This is a genomic window from Mesorhizobium sp. M0587 (assembly GCF_040320945.1).
GTDB lineage: Bacteria > Pseudomonadota > Alphaproteobacteria > Rhizobiales > Rhizobiaceae > Mesorhizobium.
In genome coordinates this window covers 241,208-259,261 of sequence record NZ_JAMYQP010000005.1, presented here as the reverse complement: position 1 = coordinate 259,261, position 18,054 = coordinate 241,208, and the positions used below count along the sequence as shown (strand labels likewise).

19 protein-coding genes are annotated in these 18,054 nt (G+C 63.5%); 10 read left to right on the top strand and 9 right to left on the bottom strand.

Annotated features, from left to right (window positions below; translation table 11 throughout):
• Positions 1-509: 509 nt before the first annotated feature.
• Positions 510-2,174, bottom strand: coding sequence for a Na/Pi cotransporter family protein (locus NKI49_RS07240; RefSeq protein ID WP_352607791.1), 1,665 nt, complete (start codon positions 2,172-2,174; stop codon positions 510-512).
• The gene (locus NKI49_RS07235) at positions 2,171-2,476 is read right to left on the bottom strand and encodes a hypothetical protein (protein ID WP_352607789.1); all 306 of its coding nucleotides are present in this window, start codon (positions 2,474-2,476) and stop codon (positions 2,171-2,173) included. Before NKI49_RS07235 ends, NKI49_RS07240 begins: the two co-directional genes overlap by 4 nt.
• Positions 2,477-2,551: 75 nt before the next feature.
• Between NKI49_RS07235 and NKI49_RS07230 the strand changes: the two genes are divergently transcribed.
• From NKI49_RS07230 to NKI49_RS07200, 7 genes are all read left to right on the top strand, one after another.
• On the top strand, positions 2,552-2,923 hold the full coding sequence (locus tag NKI49_RS07230; RefSeq protein ID WP_352607787.1) for an RcnB family protein: 372 nt from the start codon (positions 2,552-2,554) through the stop codon (positions 2,921-2,923).
• 139 nt (positions 2,924-3,062) lie between these two features.
• A complete protein-coding gene (gene dnaG, locus NKI49_RS07225; protein WP_352607785.1) occupies positions 3,063-4,997 on the top strand; it encodes a DNA primase in 1,935 nt (644 codons plus the stop codon).
• Between the two features lie 421 nt (positions 4,998-5,418).
• Positions 5,419-7,443, top strand: a complete 2,025-nt coding sequence (gene rpoD / locus NKI49_RS07220) for an RNA polymerase sigma factor RpoD (protein ID WP_352607783.1) — start codon at positions 5,419-5,421, stop codon at positions 7,441-7,443.
• Positions 7,444-7,641: 198 nt separating this feature from the next.
• Positions 7,642-7,935, top strand: a complete 294-nt coding sequence (locus NKI49_RS07215; protein WP_352607781.1) for a GYD domain-containing protein — start codon at positions 7,642-7,644, stop codon at positions 7,933-7,935.
• Between the two features lie 162 nt (positions 7,936-8,097).
• Positions 8,098-8,478: a thiol-disulfide oxidoreductase DCC family protein gene (locus NKI49_RS07210; protein ID WP_352607779.1), complete on the top strand. Its 381-nt coding sequence runs from the start codon at positions 8,098-8,100 to the stop codon at positions 8,476-8,478.
• A gap of 143 nt (positions 8,479-8,621) precedes the next feature.
• Positions 8,622-9,287: a PadR family transcriptional regulator gene (locus NKI49_RS07205; RefSeq protein ID WP_352607777.1), complete on the top strand. Its 666-nt coding sequence runs from the start codon at positions 8,622-8,624 to the stop codon at positions 9,285-9,287.
• A gap of 113 nt (positions 9,288-9,400) precedes the next feature.
• Positions 9,401-9,691 carry an HlyU family transcriptional regulator gene (locus NKI49_RS07200; RefSeq protein ID WP_352607775.1) on the top strand — a complete coding sequence of 97 codons (291 nt, stop codon included), beginning with the start codon at positions 9,401-9,403 and terminating at the stop codon, positions 9,689-9,691.
• 163 nt (positions 9,692-9,854) lie between these two features.
• Here NKI49_RS07200 and NKI49_RS07195 read toward each other — a convergent pair whose 3' ends face one another.
• From NKI49_RS07195 to NKI49_RS07185, 3 genes are all read right to left on the bottom strand, one after another.
• Positions 9,855-11,855 (bottom strand): ABC transporter ATP-binding protein/permease, encoded by a 2,001-nt coding sequence (locus tag NKI49_RS07195; RefSeq protein WP_352607773.1) that lies wholly within the window; start codon positions 11,853-11,855, stop codon positions 9,855-9,857.
• 213 nt (positions 11,856-12,068) lie between these two features.
• On the bottom strand, positions 12,069-13,271 hold the full coding sequence (locus tag NKI49_RS07190; RefSeq protein ID WP_352607770.1) for an MFS transporter: 1,203 nt from the start codon (positions 13,269-13,271) through the stop codon (positions 12,069-12,071).
• 145 nt (positions 13,272-13,416) lie between these two features.
• On the bottom strand, positions 13,417-13,875 hold the full coding sequence (locus NKI49_RS07185; RefSeq protein ID WP_352607768.1) for an Lrp/AsnC family transcriptional regulator: 459 nt from the start codon (positions 13,873-13,875) through the stop codon (positions 13,417-13,419).
• A gap of 172 nt (positions 13,876-14,047) precedes the next feature.
• On the opposite strand from NKI49_RS07185, the gene NKI49_RS07180 reads away from it, so the two are divergent.
• Positions 14,048-14,785, top strand: coding sequence for an AzlC family ABC transporter permease (locus tag NKI49_RS07180; protein WP_352607766.1), 738 nt, complete (start codon positions 14,048-14,050; stop codon positions 14,783-14,785).
• Positions 14,782-15,081, top strand: a complete 300-nt coding sequence (locus NKI49_RS07175) for an AzlD family protein (RefSeq protein ID WP_352607764.1) — start codon at positions 14,782-14,784, stop codon at positions 15,079-15,081. The genes NKI49_RS07180 and NKI49_RS07175 overlap by 4 nt, the downstream gene beginning before the upstream one ends.
• Before the next feature lie 13 nt (positions 15,082-15,094).
• Here NKI49_RS07175 and NKI49_RS07170 read toward each other — a convergent pair whose 3' ends face one another.
• The 3 genes from NKI49_RS07170 to NKI49_RS07160 form a co-directional block, all read right to left on the bottom strand.
• The gene (locus NKI49_RS07170; protein WP_352607762.1) at positions 15,095-15,388 is read right to left on the bottom strand and encodes a type II toxin-antitoxin system RelE/ParE family toxin; all 294 of its coding nucleotides are present in this window, start codon (positions 15,386-15,388) and stop codon (positions 15,095-15,097) included.
• 2 nt (positions 15,389-15,390) lie between these two features.
• Positions 15,391-15,630 (bottom strand): CopG family ribbon-helix-helix protein, encoded by a 240-nt coding sequence (locus NKI49_RS07165; protein WP_352607760.1) that lies wholly within the window; start codon positions 15,628-15,630, stop codon positions 15,391-15,393.
• Between the two features lie 166 nt (positions 15,631-15,796).
• Positions 15,797-16,432 (bottom strand): FMN-dependent NADH-azoreductase, encoded by a 636-nt coding sequence (locus NKI49_RS07160; protein WP_352607758.1) that lies wholly within the window; start codon positions 16,430-16,432, stop codon positions 15,797-15,799.
• Between the two features lie 106 nt (positions 16,433-16,538).
• On the opposite strand from NKI49_RS07160, the gene NKI49_RS07155 reads away from it, so the two are divergent.
• Positions 16,539-17,495, top strand: a complete 957-nt coding sequence (locus NKI49_RS07155; RefSeq protein WP_352607754.1) for a LysR family transcriptional regulator — start codon at positions 16,539-16,541, stop codon at positions 17,493-17,495.
• Here the strand turns inward: NKI49_RS07155 and NKI49_RS07150 are convergent.
• Positions 17,428-18,054: a TetR/AcrR family transcriptional regulator gene (locus NKI49_RS07150; RefSeq protein ID WP_352695587.1), complete on the bottom strand. Its 627-nt coding sequence runs from the start codon at positions 18,052-18,054 to the stop codon at positions 17,428-17,430. The genes NKI49_RS07155 and NKI49_RS07150 overlap by 68 nt on opposite strands.

The following is an 18,054-nucleotide window of genomic DNA, read 5'->3' as shown; positions in this document are numbered from 1 at the left end:
GCGCTCGACACCTCTCCCCCGATCGACGGGGTAGAGGAAGGGCGCGACCTTATTTCAACTAGCGCTCTTCCGCTCTCTCCGGAGGGGAAAGAGGAGGCGCTGCGAAGCAGCGACGGAGTGGGGGAAGCCGGTCCTCGATGGTACAGCCGCCGACAAGCGAGCACGCAGGTCGAGCCGGTCGACCCCCACTCCGTCGAGCTTCGCTCGACACCTCTCCCCCGATCGACGGGGGAGAGGAAGGGCGCGACCTTATTTCGACTAGCGCCCTCCGTTCTCTCCGGACGGGAAAGAGGTGGCGCTGCGAAGCTGCGACGGGGTGGGGGAAGCCGGTCCTCGATGGTACAGCCGCCGACAAGCGAGCACGCAGGTCGAGGCGGTCGACCCCCACTCCGTCGAGCTTCGCTCGACACCTCTCCCCGATCGACGGGGGAGAGGAAGGGCGCGAACCTTATTTCGACTAGCGTCCTTCCGCTCTCTCCGGAGGGGCCTGTAGGGGAGATTGCTATTCTTCAGCTCGCCTTCAACCTTGACCCCGTAAGCAGGCCGCGTTCCTCAAGCACGGGATAGGCCATGGACGCCAGCAGCGAGTTGATCTGTTTCAGGTCGCGGATGGTATCGAGGTGGATGGAGCTGGTTTCGACACTCTTGGCGGTGCCGTCGCGCAGCCGCTCGAAATGGCGGGCGCTGGTTTCCTTCTCGCGATCGCGCAGCCGGTCCTTTTCCAGCACCAGCTGGCGGGCCGTCTCGGGGTCGCGCGATACCAGAACGTTGAAGGCAAGCCGGGCGTTGGCAAGCACCGAACCGTGGAAGGCGGACAATTCGCTCCAGCCCTCGTCGGTGAACTCAAGCCCGCGGTCGAACTTCTTCTTCACATGCACCAGCATGTTGCGCACGATGATGTCGCCGACCTGCTCCAGCTTGACGCAGGCGCCGATCAGCTCCTGGCAGCGCAGCGCCTCGTCCTCGGTCAGCGGATTCTTGGTGATCTTGGCAAGGTAGAGTTTTATGGCCGCGTGCCTGCGGTCGACGCGGTCGTCGAGTGCGGCCAGCGCCTTGATCTTGTCGGCATCGGCGCTCTCATAAAGCTCGATGATGCGCTTGAGCATGATCTCGACCGTCTCGCAGACCCGCACCACCTCACGCGTGGCATTGGCCAATGCCTGGCTTGGCACGTCGAGCGCGCTCTCGTTGAGCGCGGAAAGCTCGACGACGTCGAGCGTGGCGGCCGGCGCCGGTGCTGTCCCCAGGGCGACGATCTTCTCCGAGGCGCGGTAGACGAGGCCGGCCAGCGGCAGGCCGGCGAGCAGGATCAGGACATTGAACAGGATATGGGCGTTGACGATCTGGCCCGCCGCCGTCGAACCGAGAAAGGCGAAGTGCGGCCGGAAGATCATGACCAGGATCAGCATGACCAGCGAGCCAAGCCCGCGCATCAGGAGGTTGCCGATCGGCACGACGCGCACTTCCGGGCTCGACGAGCGGGTCAGCATCGGCGCGATGATCGAGGAGCCGAGATTGACGCCCAGGATGAGAACGACGCCGAGTTCCGGCTGGATCAGGCCACGGCCGGCCAGCGTTGCCATCAACAGGACCGCGGCGATGCTCGACTGGAACAGCCAGGTGATCAACGCGGCCAGCAGGTAAGCGGTGATGGAATCGCTGGAGAAGTAATTGATGATGACCGGCATCAACTGGCTGTTTCGCAGCGGCTCCGATGCCTGGCCGATCATCTCCAGCGACAGGATCAGCAGGCCGATGCCGACCAGGATACGGCCGGTCTGGCGCCAGTCGCGCCGCTCGGTGGCCATGAACATCACCGTGCCGGGGATCAGGCAGAGCGGCACCAGCAGCGTGAGATCGAAGGTGAGCAGCTTGACCACCAGGGCGGAGCCGATCTCGGCGCCGCGCACGGCAAGCTGCCCGGCGGCGCCCGAGACGATGCCGGAGCCGGCGAAGGAGCCGACCAGCAGCGTGACGGCGGTCGAGCTCTGCAGGGCGATCGCAAGACCGGTGCCGGCCAGCACCGCCATGACCGGATTGCGCATGGTGGCGCGAAGCTTGTGGCGCAGCACGTCGCCATAGGCGCGTTCGACGCCCGTCTTCACCATACGGGTGGCAAACAGCATCAGCGCCACCGCGCCGGCCAGATGCAGAAGGACGACGGAGCCGCTCATTGCCGTGCCTGCGTGAGGACGCCGCGCGCGATTTCAGCGGCGCGACGATCAGCGGGCGAAACAAGGGTACGAATCAGGGTCATAACAGTCGTCGACAATAGCTGGAATACTTTAGCCGAATAATAAAATTTTGTCGATTTCGAGGGGCCGCCGCAGCGCGACAGGCCGTGTCGGAAAATGGACGAATGCGCAAATGGTTGCATCGCCGGGCGGCCAATCGGCCAAGCTTGCCGCGCCGTTGAGCGCTCGCCTTTGCGGTGATGTTCAATTCTCCGGGGTAAACAAAGGAATTCATTACGCAATTGTAATGTCGATGTTCAGTTTCGGTTCATTCTCCAGCCGCTATTCCCTGGGCATCGACAACCAGGAGACTTCCCATGAAACGCATTGTTCTTTCCGCGCTCGCTTTCTCGATGCTCGCCGCCACTTCGCTCACCGGCCAGGCGGCGCCGATGAACGCCCCGGTCGCGTCGCAGTCGAACTACGCCAAGGTCGACTGGCAGAAGCCGGGCAAGCATGTCGACATGCGCGAGCGCGTGGTGAAGAAGAGGGTCGTCGTCGTGAAGCGCAACAACTGGCGCAATGGTCAGAAATATTCCGGCTGGAGACAGCACCGGCCGATCCGCGATTACGGCCGCTACGGCCTGCATCGCCCTGGCCGCGGCCAGGAATGGATCCGCGTCGGCAACGACTATGTGCTGGTGGGTATCCTCTCCGGCGTCGTCTTCGGCGCACTCGCCGGGCAATGAGCCCGAGTTTGCCAGACTGGACCTGAAAGGAGGCGGCCCGCAGCGGCCGCCTTTTGCCCTGTGGAAACCGGGTATGGCCCCTAATGGGGGTCGTCGGATTTCGCAAGCATGATTATATGAGGGGCAAACGAGTTCCCTAATGCGCTTTCCGCCCGCCTTCCTCGACGAGATACGCGACCGCGTGCCGATTTCATCTGTGATCGGCCAGCGCGTCGCGTGGGATCGCAAGAAGACCAACGCGTCGCGCGGCGACTACTGGGCCTGCTGCCCGTTCCACGGCGAGAAGAGCCCGTCCTTCCACTGCGAGGACAAGAAGGGCCGCTACCATTGTTTCGGCTGCTCGGTCACTGGCGATCATTTCAAGTTCCTCACCGAACTCGAAGGATTGAGCTTTCCCGAGGCGGTCGAGAAGATCGCTGACATGGCCGGCGTGCCGATGCCGGTTCGCGACGCGCAGGAGGAGCGGCGTGAAAAGGAACGCGCCAGCCTGACCGATGTCATGGAGATGGCGACCGCCTTCTTCCAGGAGCGCCTGCAAAGTCCCGAAGGCGCGAAGGCCCGCGCCTATCTGCGCGACCGCGGGCTGACGCCGGCGACGCAGCAATCGTTCCGGCTCGGCTTCGCGCCCGACAGCCGCAATGCGCTGAAGGAGCATCTCGCGGCCAAAGGTGTCCCGAAGGCAGATATCGAGGCCTGCGGGCTGGTGCGCCACGGCGACGACATCCCCGTTTCCTATGACTGGTTCCGCGACCGCATCATGTTCCCGATCCCGGATTCGCGCGGCAAGATCATCGCCTTTGGCGGCCGGGCGCTGGCGCCCGATGCGCTCGCCAAATACATGAACTCGCCCGACACCGATCTCTTTCACAAGGGCAACGTGCTCTACAATTTCGCCCGCGCGCGAAAAGCGCTGGCCAAGGGCGGCACGGTCATCGCCGTCGAAGGCTATATGGACGTGATCGCGCTGGCGCAGGCCGGCTTCGAGAATGTGGTGGCGCCGCTCGGCACGGCGCTCACCGAAAACCAGCTTGAGCTGTTGTGGCGCATGGCGCCGGAGCCGATGTTGTGCTTCGACGGCGACAAGGCCGGGCTGAAGGCGGCATGGCGGGCCGCCGACATGGCGCTGCCGTCGGTGCAGGCCGGGCGTTCGGCGCGTTTCGCGCTGCTGCCGGAGGGCAAGGATCCGGACGATCTGGTCAAGGCCGAGGGGCCGGAGGCCTTTCGTGCCGTGCTCTCCGAAGCACGGCCGCTGGCAGACTTGTTGTGGATGCGGGAGACGGCGGGTGGTGTCTTCGACACGCCGGAGCGGCGGGCGGAACTCGAGAAGACGTTGCGCGAGCTGACCAGCCGCATTCGCGACGAAAGCCTGCGCTATCATTACCAACAGGAGATGCGCGAGCGGGTGCTGACGTTCTTCGGCGCCCAGCGCAGCGCGCGCCAGGGTGGCGGCCGGCCGGGCGAGCGCGGCCAGGCCAAGGCCGCGCCTGGCGGGCAATTCGCCAAGGGTGGCGGCGGACGCACCGCGATCACCGAAAGCCTCGGCCGTTCGGCGCTGGTCAAGCGCGGCAGCGAGGGCATGTCGGTGCGCGAGGCGACGATCATCGTCGCGCTGGTCAACCATCCGGCGCTGATCGACGAGAATTTTGCCCATGTCGAGTTTCTCGATCTCGCCAATTCAGACCTGAGGCGACTTCACACCGCCATCCTCGATGCGATGGCGCATGACATGGCCAATGACCGCCACGCCGTGGTGGCGACGATCGAGCGCGCCGGCTGCGCCGAGATCTGGGAGCGCGCCGTCGGCCTGATCAGGCGGGCGCGGCAGTGGCCGGCGCTGGAGACGGCAGCTCTCGAGGACGCCCGCGACGCTCTGAACCAAGCGCTGCACTTGCAGCGCAGCGCGCGCACCTTACATAAGGAGCTGAAACAGGCGGAAGCGGCGCTCGAGGCGGATCCTTCGGACGAAAACTTTCGCCATCTGATCGAAATTCAGGCGCAATTTCAGGATGTGCAAGCGACGGAAGCGCTAATCGAAGGGTTTGGCGTTTCCTCGGGCAGGGCTGGGCGAGCCTAAGTGCAAGCGAATGAAGGAATGAGGGCGCGGCCAAGCCTCCGCTGGAGGCCGGGCGCGCTAAGTCGGGTAATTGATTCGCTTTTTTCATGCGAATCATGCGACAGGCGCTTGACCTTCCGGCAGAATGGCGGAATCAGGACGATTCGAAACGTTAACCCGCACCCGCGTCGACGGGAAATACAGCGATGTGAGGTGCTGGTCACTGGACAGGCAGACAGCCTGCCACAGATATCAGGGTTAATCTGGACTTAATGCATGCCGCCCAAAAGTGGAAACCAGTTTTGGGGCAGCGGCATGCACCAAACAAAAGAGTTGATGCAGTTACTGGCCCGGTGAGGCGCGTTTCAAAAACGAATCCGATTTGACTGGTCCGACAGCTTATGCGGCCTCGATGTCAGGCCGCTAGGAGAAGATAAAAACTATGGCGACAAAGGAAAAGGAAGAGGTCGAGACCGAACGCGAAGGCGCCACCGATGGCCCTCTGCTCGACCTTTCCGATGATGCTGTCAAGAAGATGATCAAGGCCGCCAAGAAGCGCGGCTATGTCACGATGGACGAGCTGAATTCGGTACTGCCTTCCGAGGAAGTGACCTCCGAGCAGATCGAGGACACGATGGCGATGCTGTCCGACATGGGCATCAATGTCGTCGAGGATGACGAGCAGGGCGAAGAGGCCGAGGCCGGCGACACCGCGGCGGACGCCGAGGAAGACGCCAACGAGCTGGCCGAGCAGACCGGCACCGCCGTTGCCGCCACCACCACCAAGAAAGAGCCGACCGACCGCACCGACGATCCGGTGCGCATGTACCTGCGCGAAATGGGCTCGGTCGAGCTTCTGTCGCGCGAGGGCGAAATCGCCATCGCCAAGCGCATCGAGGCCGGCCGCGAGACGATGATCGCGGGTCTCTGCGAGAGCCCGCTGACCTTCCAGGCCATCATCATCTGGCGCGACGAGCTCAACGAATCGAAGATCCTGCTGCGCGAGATCATCGATCTCGAAGCCACCTATGCCGGTCCCGAAGCCAAGCAGGCGCCGGTGGTCGAGCGTATCGAGGAAGCGCCCAAGGTAGAGGAAAAGCCGCGCCGCGGTCGCGACGAGGAAGACGACATCACCAATGTCGGCGCCGACACGCGCGGCCTGACGGATGACGACGAGGACGACGAGGACGAGGCCAGCCTGTCGCTGGCGGCAATGGAAGCGGAACTGCGCCCGCAGGTGATGGAGACGCTCGACGTCATCGCAGACACCTACAAGAAACTGCGCAAGCTGCAGGACCAGCAGGTCGAGAACCGGCTGGCCGCCGCCGGCACGCTGTCGCCCAGCCAGGACCGCCGGCTGAAGGAGCTGAAGGACCAGCTGATCAAGGCGGTGAAGTCGCTGTCGCTCAACACGGCGCGCATCGAGGCGCTGGTCGAGCAGCTCTACGACATCAACAAGCGCCTGGTGCAGAACGAAGGCAAGCTGCTCAGGCTCGCCGAAAGCTATGGCGTTCGCCGCGAGGAGTTCCTGAAGGAATACCAGGGTTCCGAGCTCGACCCCAACTGGACGCGCTCGATCGCCAATTTGACCTCGCGCGGCTGGAAGGAATTCACCAAGAACGAGAAGGACGCCATCCGCGACCTGCGCGCCGAGATCCAGCATCTGGCCACCGAAACGGCGATCTCGATCCTGGAATTCCGCAAGATCGTCAACCAGGTGCAGAAGGGCGAACGCGAAGCCGCGATCGCCAAGAAGGAAATGGTCGAGGCCAATCTGCGTCTCGTCATCTCGATCGCCAAGAAATACACCAATCGCGGCCTGCAGTTCCTCGACCTGATCCAGGAAGGCAATATCGGCTTGATGAAGGCGGTCGACAAATTCGAATACCGCCGCGGCTACAAGTTCTCGACCTACGCGACATGGTGGATCCGGCAGGCGATCACCCGTTCGATCGCCGACCAGGCGCGCACCATCCGCATTCCGGTGCACATGATCGAGACGATCAACAAGATCGTGCGCACCTCGCGCCAGATGCTGCACGAGATCGGCCGCGAGCCGACGCCGGAGGAACTGGCCGAAAAGCTCGCCATGCCGCTCGAAAAAGTGCGCAAGGTGCTGAAGATCGCCAAGGAGCCGATCTCGCTCGAAACGCCGGTCGGCGACGAGGAGGATTCGCATCTGGGCGATTTCATCGAGGACAAGATGGCGATCCTGCCGATCGACGCGGCGATCCAGGCCAACCTGCGCGAGACGACGACGCGCGTGCTGGCCTCGCTGACGCCGCGCGAGGAGCGCGTGCTCAGAATGCGCTTCGGCATCGGCATGAACACCGACCACACGCTCGAAGAGGTCGGCCAGCAGTTCTCGGTCACCCGCGAGCGCATCCGCCAGATCGAGGCCAAGGCGCTGCGCAAGCTCAAGCACCCGAGCCGGAGCCGCAAGCTGCGCAGCTTCCTGGACAGCTGAGACTTACCGATTGCAAAGAGATCAAGGGCGCCTGACGGGCGCCCTTTTTCGTTCGTGCCGTGCTCCGTCGGTAGCGCTCTTGCGGCCAATGCCCTTCGGGAGGATAATTTCGCGTCGGAAGCATTTTCTGGGCGACAAACCCGGATCGCCCGCCCCGGCGAAACCGCCGTGCTCCGTGGCCCCGGAGGGAGGTGTGCCATGACAAGCTATATCGTGCTGATGAACTGGACCGAGCAGGGCGCCAGAAATGTGCGCGATTCACCGAAGCGACTCGACGCCGCCAAGAAGCAGCTGGGAGACATGGGCGGGTCGTTCAAGGCATTCTACCTGACCATGGGTGAATACGACATGGTGGCGGTGGTGGAGGCACCCGACGACGCGATCCTGGCTCGTTTCTCGCTGATGCTGGCAGCGAGCGGCAATGTCAGGACGCGGACAATGAAAGCCTTCCCGGAGTTCGCCTATCGCGAGATCATCACCTCGCTCGGATGAAACCACCAGAACGCCCGAGCCCGCCAAGGTTCGGCGGGCTTCGGCATTTCTTGAACGGCTGCGATATCGTCCTGACGGCGCCCGTCGCCGTACGCTTGCATGTTGCGGGGCAGCGGCATTTTCTGGATAGTCCGCACGGTCTTTCAGCCGCGTTGCGAGCATATGCCCAAGCCTCTCCTGACCGTCTGGTACAACACGCGCTGCCCGGTCTGCGATGCCGGCATCGGCAGGCAGAAGCGGCGGCTGATCGAAGCGGTCAAAGCCGGGCGGATGGAATTTCGCGACATCAACCTGGAGCCGTCGGCGCTTGCCTGGGCGGGCGCGTCGCTTGAGGATATCCGCCGCCGGCTGCACGCCATCGATGCGGATGGCCGGCTGCTGGTCGGCGCCGATGTCGCCATCGCCGTTTGGAAGACAACGCCGGGCGAGGGCTGGCTGGCGACGCTGTTCGGCAATCCGGTTGCCCTGCCGCTGACGCGCTTTGCCTATGATCGCTTCGCCGACCTGCTCTACGCCTGGAATCGGCGCAAGGGCCGCTGGTAGCGGCTAGCGGACAAGGATCGGGCGCCATCCGAGAATGCGAGCCTCGCGCGTGTCACTCAGATACATCGTAAGATATATCTTGACTCTATCGACCTGCGAGCCTAATTGAGATATATCGTAAGATAGAACTCAAGGAGCAATCAATGCACAAGCACAATCATTTCGGCGAACGCATGTTCATGCACATGGCCGGCAAGTTTGGCGGTCGTGGCGGCGGCGGTTTCGGTCCATTTGGCCATGGCGGTCGTGGCGGCGGACGCGGTGGCCCCGGCGACATGTTCCGTGCCGGGCGCATGCTGGCCGATGGCGATCTCAAGCTGATCACGCTGTCGCTGCTAGCCGAGGCGCCGCGCCACGGCTACGACATCATCAAGGCGCTGGAAGAGCGCACCAGCGGCATCTACAGCCCCAGCCCGGGCGTGGTCTATCCGACGCTGACCTTCCTGGAAGAGGCCGGCTATGCCGTCTCGTCGAGCGAAGGCAACAAAAAAGTGTTTTCGATCACCGAGGCCGGGCAGGCACACCTTGCCGATAATCGCCAGATGATCGACGGCGTCCTCGACCATCTCGAACGCTTCGGCCGCAAGATGGCCAAGGCGCGCGACTGGTTCGGCTGGAACGATGATGGCCAGGACCGGCGCGGCGGCCGGGGCGGGCGTTCGGAAACGCGCGACGAATTCCGCGCCGTCCGTCATCGCCTGCGTGCCGCGCTCAGCGACATCGTCGATGCGCCGGAGGACAAGCAGGCCGAAGCCATAAGCATCCTGGAAGCCGCCGCCGAGGCGCTGGAAGCGCTGTCGCACAAGTGACGCTTCCGGCCCGGGCGGACACGGCTCTTGCCCGCCAAGCCAAGGACCGATAGTGAAATTCATCCCGCGCCGCGCTACATGGTGCGGGATGAATGCTGTTGGAGGAAGCCCCGATGTCTTTTCTGAAGCGTCTTTTCGGAGGCGGCGGTGAAGCGGCCGAGCCAAAGAGCGCGGCACCGGCCAAGCAGGTCGAGCACAAGGGTTTCCTGATCAGCGCCACGCCCTACAAGACGGATGGTCAATACCAGACCTGCGGCATCGTCTCCAAGGAGATCGGCGGTGTGGTGAAGGAACACAAATTCATCCGCGCCGACCGCTTCGCCGGATTGGACGACGCCGTCGACATCTCGATCAAGAAGGGTATCCAACTGGTCGACGAGCAGGGCGAGCGGATTTTCGGGTAGGCTGCCGAGGCGACGATCGTCGGTATTGCGCCCGAAGCGGTCGTCGGACTTTCAGATCGGAGTCCGTCCCAGGCCGGTTGGTTCGCGGTGCGTTGGACGCGCCGCTTCCCTTCCGCAGCGCATGCCTGCCCAAATGCGCCCAGGTACGCTTATCGTGCGGACTTCACTTTTTTGTCTCGGGCTGTGCCGCTTTGCTGGAGGTCACCCCGCCTTTCGGTAGCGCGCGCCGGTGCCCCAGAAGGCTCCCGAGCAAGTTTCGTCTGCTCTTGCGCTCGACGAGGTCGATATCGCTGACAAGCTTTGCGCCGCCCTCGCGCCGCTCCAACGTGATCTTGCGGCTATGGAAAGCTTCCAACTCGGCGCGGTGCGCCACGCTCACGATGGTGATATCAGGCAATTCATGGATGATCGTCTCCATCATCTTGTCCTGGCTCTTCTCGTCAAGCGCCGACGTCGCTTCATCCAGCACGATGATATCGGGAGTGTGCAACAGGAGACGCGCGAACGCGAGCCGCTGCTTTTCACCGCCCGACAGGATCTGGTCCCATGGCGCGTCCTCCTCGATCCTGTCGCTCAGATAATCGAGCCCCACCTTGTCGAGGGCAGCGTTGATCTTATCCGGCGTCCAGTTGTCGGCGGCCCCTGGATAGGCGACTGCACGGCGAAGCGTTCCTGAGGGGATGTAGGGCCGTTGCGGCAACATGAACATTCGTTTTTCGGCTTGAAAATTGACGCTGCCACCACCCCACGGCCACAGACCCGCGACAGCCCGCACCAGCGTGCTCTTGCCTGAACCGGATTCGCCGGCCACGAGCACCCGCTCGCCTGGATCGATGACGACCTCGGTTTCCTTGACCACGGCGGTGCCGTCATCGAGCGACACGGACAGATTGTTCAAGCTGAGCATCGTGTCGCCTGCGGTTTCGCCGCGTTTGATCCGTCCCATGGCGTCGCTCTGTTCCGCACGCTCAAGTCCGTCGAGCGACATCATCAGCGAAGCGATACGCCGCGCGGAAGCGTTCCAATCGGCGAGCCGCGGGTAGTTGTCGACCAGCCATCCGAAGGCGCCCTGCACGATGGCAAAGGCGGAGGCGGCCTGCATGACTTGGCCGAGCGTCATGCTGCCTTCGAGAAATTTTGGAGCGCAAAGCAGAACCGGCACGACCGGCGCAAAAAGGCTCGACCCCTGCGACACCAGCGCCGTGCGCATGTGCTGGCCCGCTAGGAACGCCCACTGCTTCAGCACATTGGCGAAGGTCTTGTCGATCCCGCTGCGCTCCTCTTCCTCGCCACCAAGCAGGGCGATGCTCTCGCCGTTTTCCCGCACCCGCGTCAGCGTGTAACGGAACTCGGCCTCCGCCTGATTTTTTTCCTCGGAGAGGCGGACGAAATGGCGTGCAATGACCGCCATCGAGGTAGACGTGATGGCGGCATAGAGCACGGCGGTGATGACGAGGAAGCCGGGAATGGTGACGGTCGAACCTCCGATCGGCAGGGTCAGGGCGCCGCCGATCGTCCAGAGCACCACGATGAAGGTCGAGGCCGACAGAAACGCGGAAATGACACCAGCGATGAAATCGACGGGCGATTCCGTGGCTATGCGCAAATCATCCGCGATGCGGGCTTCGGGGTTCTGGTGGTCTCCGCGTACGAGGTTCAACTGATAATAGCGGCCATTTGCAAGCCAACGCGCGATGACCGCGGTGGTGAGCCAGGAACGCCAGCGGCGCTGAATCGTCATGCGGAAGAAGACTTGCGCAACGACAAGGCCTGCGTGTCCGGCCACGAGCGGCAGAAATACAGCGCTCAGGAAATAAACGGTGTGGGCATTGCGTTGCTCGATGGCGTCGAAAATCGCGCGATTCCAGACGTTTATTCCATACTGGAAACCGACATTGGTGCCGATCAGGATCAGTAGCCCGACCGAGCACGGCCAAGCGAGCTTGTCGCCGCCACGACCCCAGTAACCACGGGCGCTGATCCAGAAACGCCTCAGCAGGTATCTCTTGCGCGCCTGCTCGGCTTCCTCCGGTGTGAGCTCCGGACCGGGTTCGACGGGGTCCGGCGGCGGCGCCACCTCGCCGACAACCTCAGACGCGACTTCGACCTTCTTCTGGCGCGGTTTGGCGCCCACCGATTTCGGCTTGAATTTGGCCTCCAACATACCGGCGATAACGGCTTAAAAATCGGAAGGTTTCATCATGTCCGCCCGAGGTCGGCTGCCTGCAACCCCAGGGCGCTTCTGGTTATTCCGATACTCGCAACGGCCACACCTATGGCCGTTGCCGAAAGACAGCCTTGACCGTCGCAGCTCGCGCCGAGTGTCAGCTGCGGGCTGTCCCGTCATTGGCTTCATCAACCGCAGCCCCTGACATCCCTACGCCGCCTGCAACTCCCGGCGCGGCAGCGGCGGGAAGGCTATCGCTATGCCGACCGCGCCGAGGCCGATGAGGGCCGAGCCGATGAACAGCCAGGAATAGTTGGCGTAGGCGTCGAAGACCATGCCGCCGGCCAGCGGCCCCAGCGCCATGCCGAGACTGGACAGCATGGTGGCGGCGCCGAACACGGTGCCGAGGATGCTCTGGCCGAAATATTCACGCGCCAGCACCGCATAAAGCGGCATGACGCCGCCATAGGTAGCGCCGAAGATGACGGCCAGCATGTAGAACTGTTCCAGCCGGCTGATGCTGAGATAGGCGGCTATGACGATCGCCTGGATGGCGAGGCCGGCGATCAGCACCGGCTTGACGCCCAGCCGGTCGGCAAGCACGCCGTAGAGGACCCGACCGCCCAATCCCGCAAGACCTTCGACGCTGTAGATCGAAACGGCTGCCATGGGAGCGACGCCGCACAACATGGCATAGCTAACCATATGGAAGATCGGTCCCGAATGCGCCGCGCAGCAGGCAAAGAAGGTCAGGCCGAGCACGATGAACTGCGGTGAGCGCAACGCCTGGGGGACCGTCAGGCCGGCGCCCTCGGCGACCGGTGCTGAAGCCGTATCGGCTGCCGCCGGCTTCGGCGGCTGGCGCACCAGCAGCACCGCCGGCAACAGCAGCACCCAGGCGGTGATGCCGATGTCGAACATGGCGGTGCGCCACTCATAGGCCGAGATCAGCCAGCGGACAAAAGGCGAAATCGTCATCGGCGCAACGCCCATGCCGGCCGAAACCAGCGAGACGGCAAGGCTGCGGTGGGTGTCGAACCAGCCGGTGGTGAGCGCGATCATCGGCGCGAAGAAGGCGCTGGCCGCAAGGCCGACGAGCACGCCATAGGTGATCTGGAAGGTCATGAGCGAGCCGGCGCGGCTTGCCAGAACCAAAGCCAGCCCGAGCAGCACGGCACCGATCGTCACGACGATGCGGGCGCCGAAGCGGTCGGAGAGGGCACCCCAGGCGAAGCCGCCAAGGCCCATCACCAGGAAGTTCAGCGTCATGGCGCTCGAAATGCCGGCGCGCGACCAGCCGGTGTCGACCGCCATCGGCTCGAGAAAGATCGCCAGCGAAAACATCGTCCCGATGGCGACACAGGACATCAGCGCGCCAACCGCGACGATGGCCCAACGATAGGAAAGGTTCATGTTCTTCTCCCATGCCGTAAGGCATTTCGTTTGATGGCACGGCTTCGCCGCACCGTTTGCGTCCGAAGGACGCTGGCGCCGAGACCGATCCTACAATCCGGTTGCATTTTTTATCCAGTCTGGAACGGCGCCGTTTTCCGCCGTATCAGATCGGCAATTCCGACGTGGACTTGATGGTCTGACTGGGGACGTCGGTCTTGACGTTCTGCACGCCCTTGATGCGGCTGAGATGCTCCGACTGGAAGCGGCGGTAGTCGTCGATGCCGGCCGCCACCACGCGCACCATGGCATCGCAGTCGCCGAGCATCAGATAGCATTCCATCACCTGGGGCAGCTTGGCCACTTCGGTGGCGAAGTGCTCGATCGTGTCCTCGTCCTGCGCCTTCAACCAGATGCGGGTGAAGAAGGTAAGACCCTTGCCGATGCTGGCCGGATTGAGCACGGCTACATAGCGGTCGATGACGCCGGCTTCCTCCAGCAGTTTTACCCGCCGCAGGCAAGGCGAGGGGGAAAGCCCGACTTCATTGGCCAGATCGTTGTTGGCCATGCGGCCGTCGCGTTGCAGCGCCCGCAGGATCCGCTTGTCGATGTCATCCAGCTTCATGGTCTTGGATTCCAATTATTTCGCAATTCTCAACACTCAATGCCAAAATTTGGTGAAGCGCAACAATCTTCGCAACCAAATTGCGAGGCGCTGTGGGTATGTTTGCCACCGGTGTTCACGAGAGTTCAAATACAGGGGAAGGGGCGGCCGCGAGGCCGGCCCGAGGGAAAGCATGAGCATTTCACAGGCAGTCGAGACCACGGGCGATGGTTCGGGATCCGAATTCCGGCGCGGCGTGGCGTCGTGCGCACCGGTGATGTTCGGCACCGTCCCCTATGCGCTGGTGCTCGGCGCCCAGGCGATGCAGAAAGGGCTGAGCACGGTCGAGCTTTCGGCGCTGACAGGGCTGAATTTCGCCGGCGGCTCGGAATTCGCGGCGATCCAGTTGTGGACGTCGCCGCCGCATGTCGTGCTCATCGTCGCCATCACTTTCCTGGTCAACAGCCGTCATCTGCTGATGGGAGCGGCGCTCGCGCCGTTCCTGCGCGATTTGCCGCGGCGCAAGGCGTTTCCGGCGCTGTTCTTCCTATGCGACGAAAGCTGGGCGCTGGGCCTGGCCGACGCCAAGCAGCGCGCCGCCGCCGGCATCAGCCCGGCCTTCAGCCCGCGCTACTATATGGGCGCGGCGCTGGCGATGTATCTGACCTGGGTGGCCTTCACCACGCTGGGTGCCATGCTCGGGCCGATGCTCGGCCATGTCGAGACCTATGGTTTCGACATGGCGTTTCCGGCCGTCTTCCTGGTGCTGATGCGCGGCATGTGGAAAGGCATGGCAGCGGCGCGGCCCTGGCTGGTCAGCCTGGTCGTCGCGGCCCTTGTCTACCTCTTCGTTCCAGGCGCCTGGTATGTCGCGGCGGGCGCGCTGTCCGGGTTGGTCTCGGCTTGGTTCTTCTGGAGGGAAGAAGCATGATCGACGCAACGACGCTTCTCACCATCGTGCTGATGGCCGGCGTCACCTATCTGACCCGGATCGGCGGCTATGTCGTGCTGCGCAACCGCACGCTCGGCGCGCGCGCAACCGCGGTGATGGAAGCGGCGCCCGGTTGCGTGCTGATCTCGGTCATCGCGCCGGTCTTCGTTTCCCGGAATCCGGCCGATCTCGCGGCGCTGGCCATCACGCTGGCGGCGGCGACGCGTCTCTCGATGCTGCCCACCGTGCTGATCGGGGTCGCATCGGCGGGGCTGCTCAGGCATTTCATGGGGTAGCTGCCAGTTGAGCTCACAAGGTCAGCGGCCACCGTTGGGCGGCGTGTATAATGGTGAGTATATCGACTGTATCTCTGCCGACGCGATAGGGGACGATATAGGGAATATCGACCAAGACGAGTTCTCGCGTCGCTTTGATGCGCCCAACGCGACCCATGGCCGGCTGTTCGACAAGCAGTTCCGCTGCGGACAAGATGCGCGCAATAACGCGAGCGGCCGCTTCGGGACTGTCTTTCTCGATATGCGCGCCGATTTCGTCAAGCCGACGCAATGCCCGCTTGGTCCATCGGATTGTCTTGCGGCTCACGATCAGCCGGCGGGCTTGACATATTTCGCAAGCACGGCGGCCAACTCTTGCTCGTTGGCGAATTCGCCGCGCTCGGCCTCGGCCAATCCAGCCTCTATCTCCGCGATCTGCCATTCCTGGCGGGCGACAAAGTCCTCGATGGCTTGAGCGGCCACATAAGAGCGCGAGCGATCGAGCTTTTGGGCAAGCTGGTCAAGCCTGTCTGTCGTCTCGTCGGGGAGGCGTACGGTAAAGGCGATCATGGTTACGATTCATCTTGGTTCACTATGAGTATTAATGAACCAAGATGAAGCGTCAAGATTGCCGTATCGGGAAGCCCACGACGAGGGTCTCCCAGATGTTTCATGGGGCGGCAAGAAAAAGGCAGGCGCGGACGCCTGCCCTTTGATGGCGATGTAGATCAGTGCCTTAGGCGGCCGCCGCGACATCCCTGCTGGCAGCGACCACGGCATCGACCTTGGCGGTCGCCTTGGCCAGTGCGGCGGTCACCGCGTCAGCGCCCATGCCGACACCTTCGATGCGGATGACGTCGACGTCGGTCATGCCGAGGAAGCCGAGCACGCCGCGCAGATAGGGAATAGCGTGATCGAACTGCACGGCAGCGCCTTCCGAATAGATGCCGCCCGAAGCCAGCACGATGTAGACCTTCTTGCCGGTGACGAGGCCCTTGGGGCCGTTCTCGCCGTAAGCAAAGCTCTTGCCGGAGCGCGCGACATGGTCAACCCAGGACTTCAGCGTCGAGGAGATGCTGAAATTGATGAAGCCGGTGGCCAGGATCACGGTGTCGGCGGCGAACAGCTCGTCCAGCACGGCGTCGGAAACGCCGACGACTTCGGCCTGGCGCGGGGTGCGGGCTTCCGCGGGCGTGTAGATGCCGGTCGCATAATCGGTATCGATATGCGGCAGCGGGTTGGCGACCAGATCGCGCACGACCAGCGTCTTCGACGGATCGGCGGCGACGAGCTTCTGAGCGAATTCGGTGGCGACGTGGGTCGAGTGGGAGGCGGCGCCACGCGGGCTTGAGGTGACGAGAAGAATGGACATAACGGGCTCTCCAGTGTGAATTGATGTCCCGCTACATATGGGCTTTCGATCCATTCAATAAACTGGTATATTTTCTATACAATCCATCTATAAAATAGATATGGTGATGCAGCCCAATCCGACACTCGACCAGCTTCAGATCCTTGTTGCGGTCGCCGATACCGGCAGCTTTTCGGCCGCTGGCCGCAAGCTCAACCGGGCTCAATCCGTCATCAGCTACGGCATCGCCAATCTCGAGGCGCAGCTCGGGCTGAAGCTGTTCGAACGCGAAGGAACGCGCGAGCCGCAGCTGACCGAGATCGGCCGGGCGATGCTGGAGGATGCGCGGCGCATGGTCGGCGTGCTGCAGCGGATACGCTCGCGTGCCGACGGGTATCATCAGGGGCTGGAGGCCGAAGTCGCGCTGTCGGTCGATGCAACGCTGCCTTCTCCGGTGCTGGTACGGGTGTTGAAGGCGTTCGAAGCGCAGTTCCCAACCGTGATGCTGCGGCTGCATATCGGCACGCTCGGCCTGATCCCCGATCATGTAGTCAGCGGGCAGGCCGACCTCGGCATTGGCGGGTTGTTGGGCGAGGTCAATGTGCGTCTTGTGCGCATCGGCTTCATGTCGATGGTGCCGGCCGCGGCGCCCGGCCATCCGCTGGCGCTGCTGCCGAAGCCGGTGGCGATCGAGGATGTGCGCGAACACACCCAACTTGTCGTCACCGATCAATCCGAACGCACCAAGGGGCGCGATTACGGCGTCTTCGCCTACCGCACCTGGCGGCTGACGGACGTCTACACCAAGCATGCGCTAATGCGCGAAGGGCTCGGCTGGGGCGGGCTGCCGCGCTGGCTGATCGCCGACGACCTGGCGAGCGGGCGGCTGGTGGAACTCGATCTTGAACCCTACCGGGAGGTGCGCGCGCCGCTTTTCGCCATGCACCGCAACGATCGCAGCCCGAAACCGGCGGCCGCCTGGCTGATCGACCAGTTCAAGCGCCAGCTCGGTTGCTTCAACGAGTTCGAGCCGGGCGAAGTGCCTGAAGACGAGTCGGAGACAGCCCGTCAATCAGCGCTATGAGAACGGCGCGGTAATCCTCGGCCGAGCCGCCGGCCTCGATCGCCAGTGCCGCGCGGTCGAAAGCGGCGGCAAGCAGCGCGGTCAACGCCTCAGCTGGCAATCTCGTCATGGTGTTGCTCCGCATCGCCGCGATCAAGCCTTCGCGGAGTGAGCGGCTGCCGTGGCGGTTGTCGATCGCGTCCATGGCGGCGCGGCCAAGCACGGCCGGCCCGTCGAGCAGCAGCAGCCGCGTGCGGCCGGGCGCGCGCATCGCGGCGAGATAGGCATCGGAGCCGGCGATCAATGCGTCGCGGGCGTCGAGCGTGGGCGGCGAGGCGCGCTCTATCGCCTCGGCCACCGCCGCCGCCTCCCGCTCGACGACGGCTGCAAACAGCGTCTGCTTGTCGGCAAAATGGTGGTAGAGCGCGCCGCGCGTCACCCCGGCAGCAGTGACAATCTCGGGCGTGCCGGTCTCGGCATAGGATTTTTCTGTGAATAGTTTTCGCGCCGCGGCGATCAACTGGGCGCGCGTCGCCTCAGTGCGATCGCGGTTGGAACGGCGCGTGGAGTCCTGTTGCAT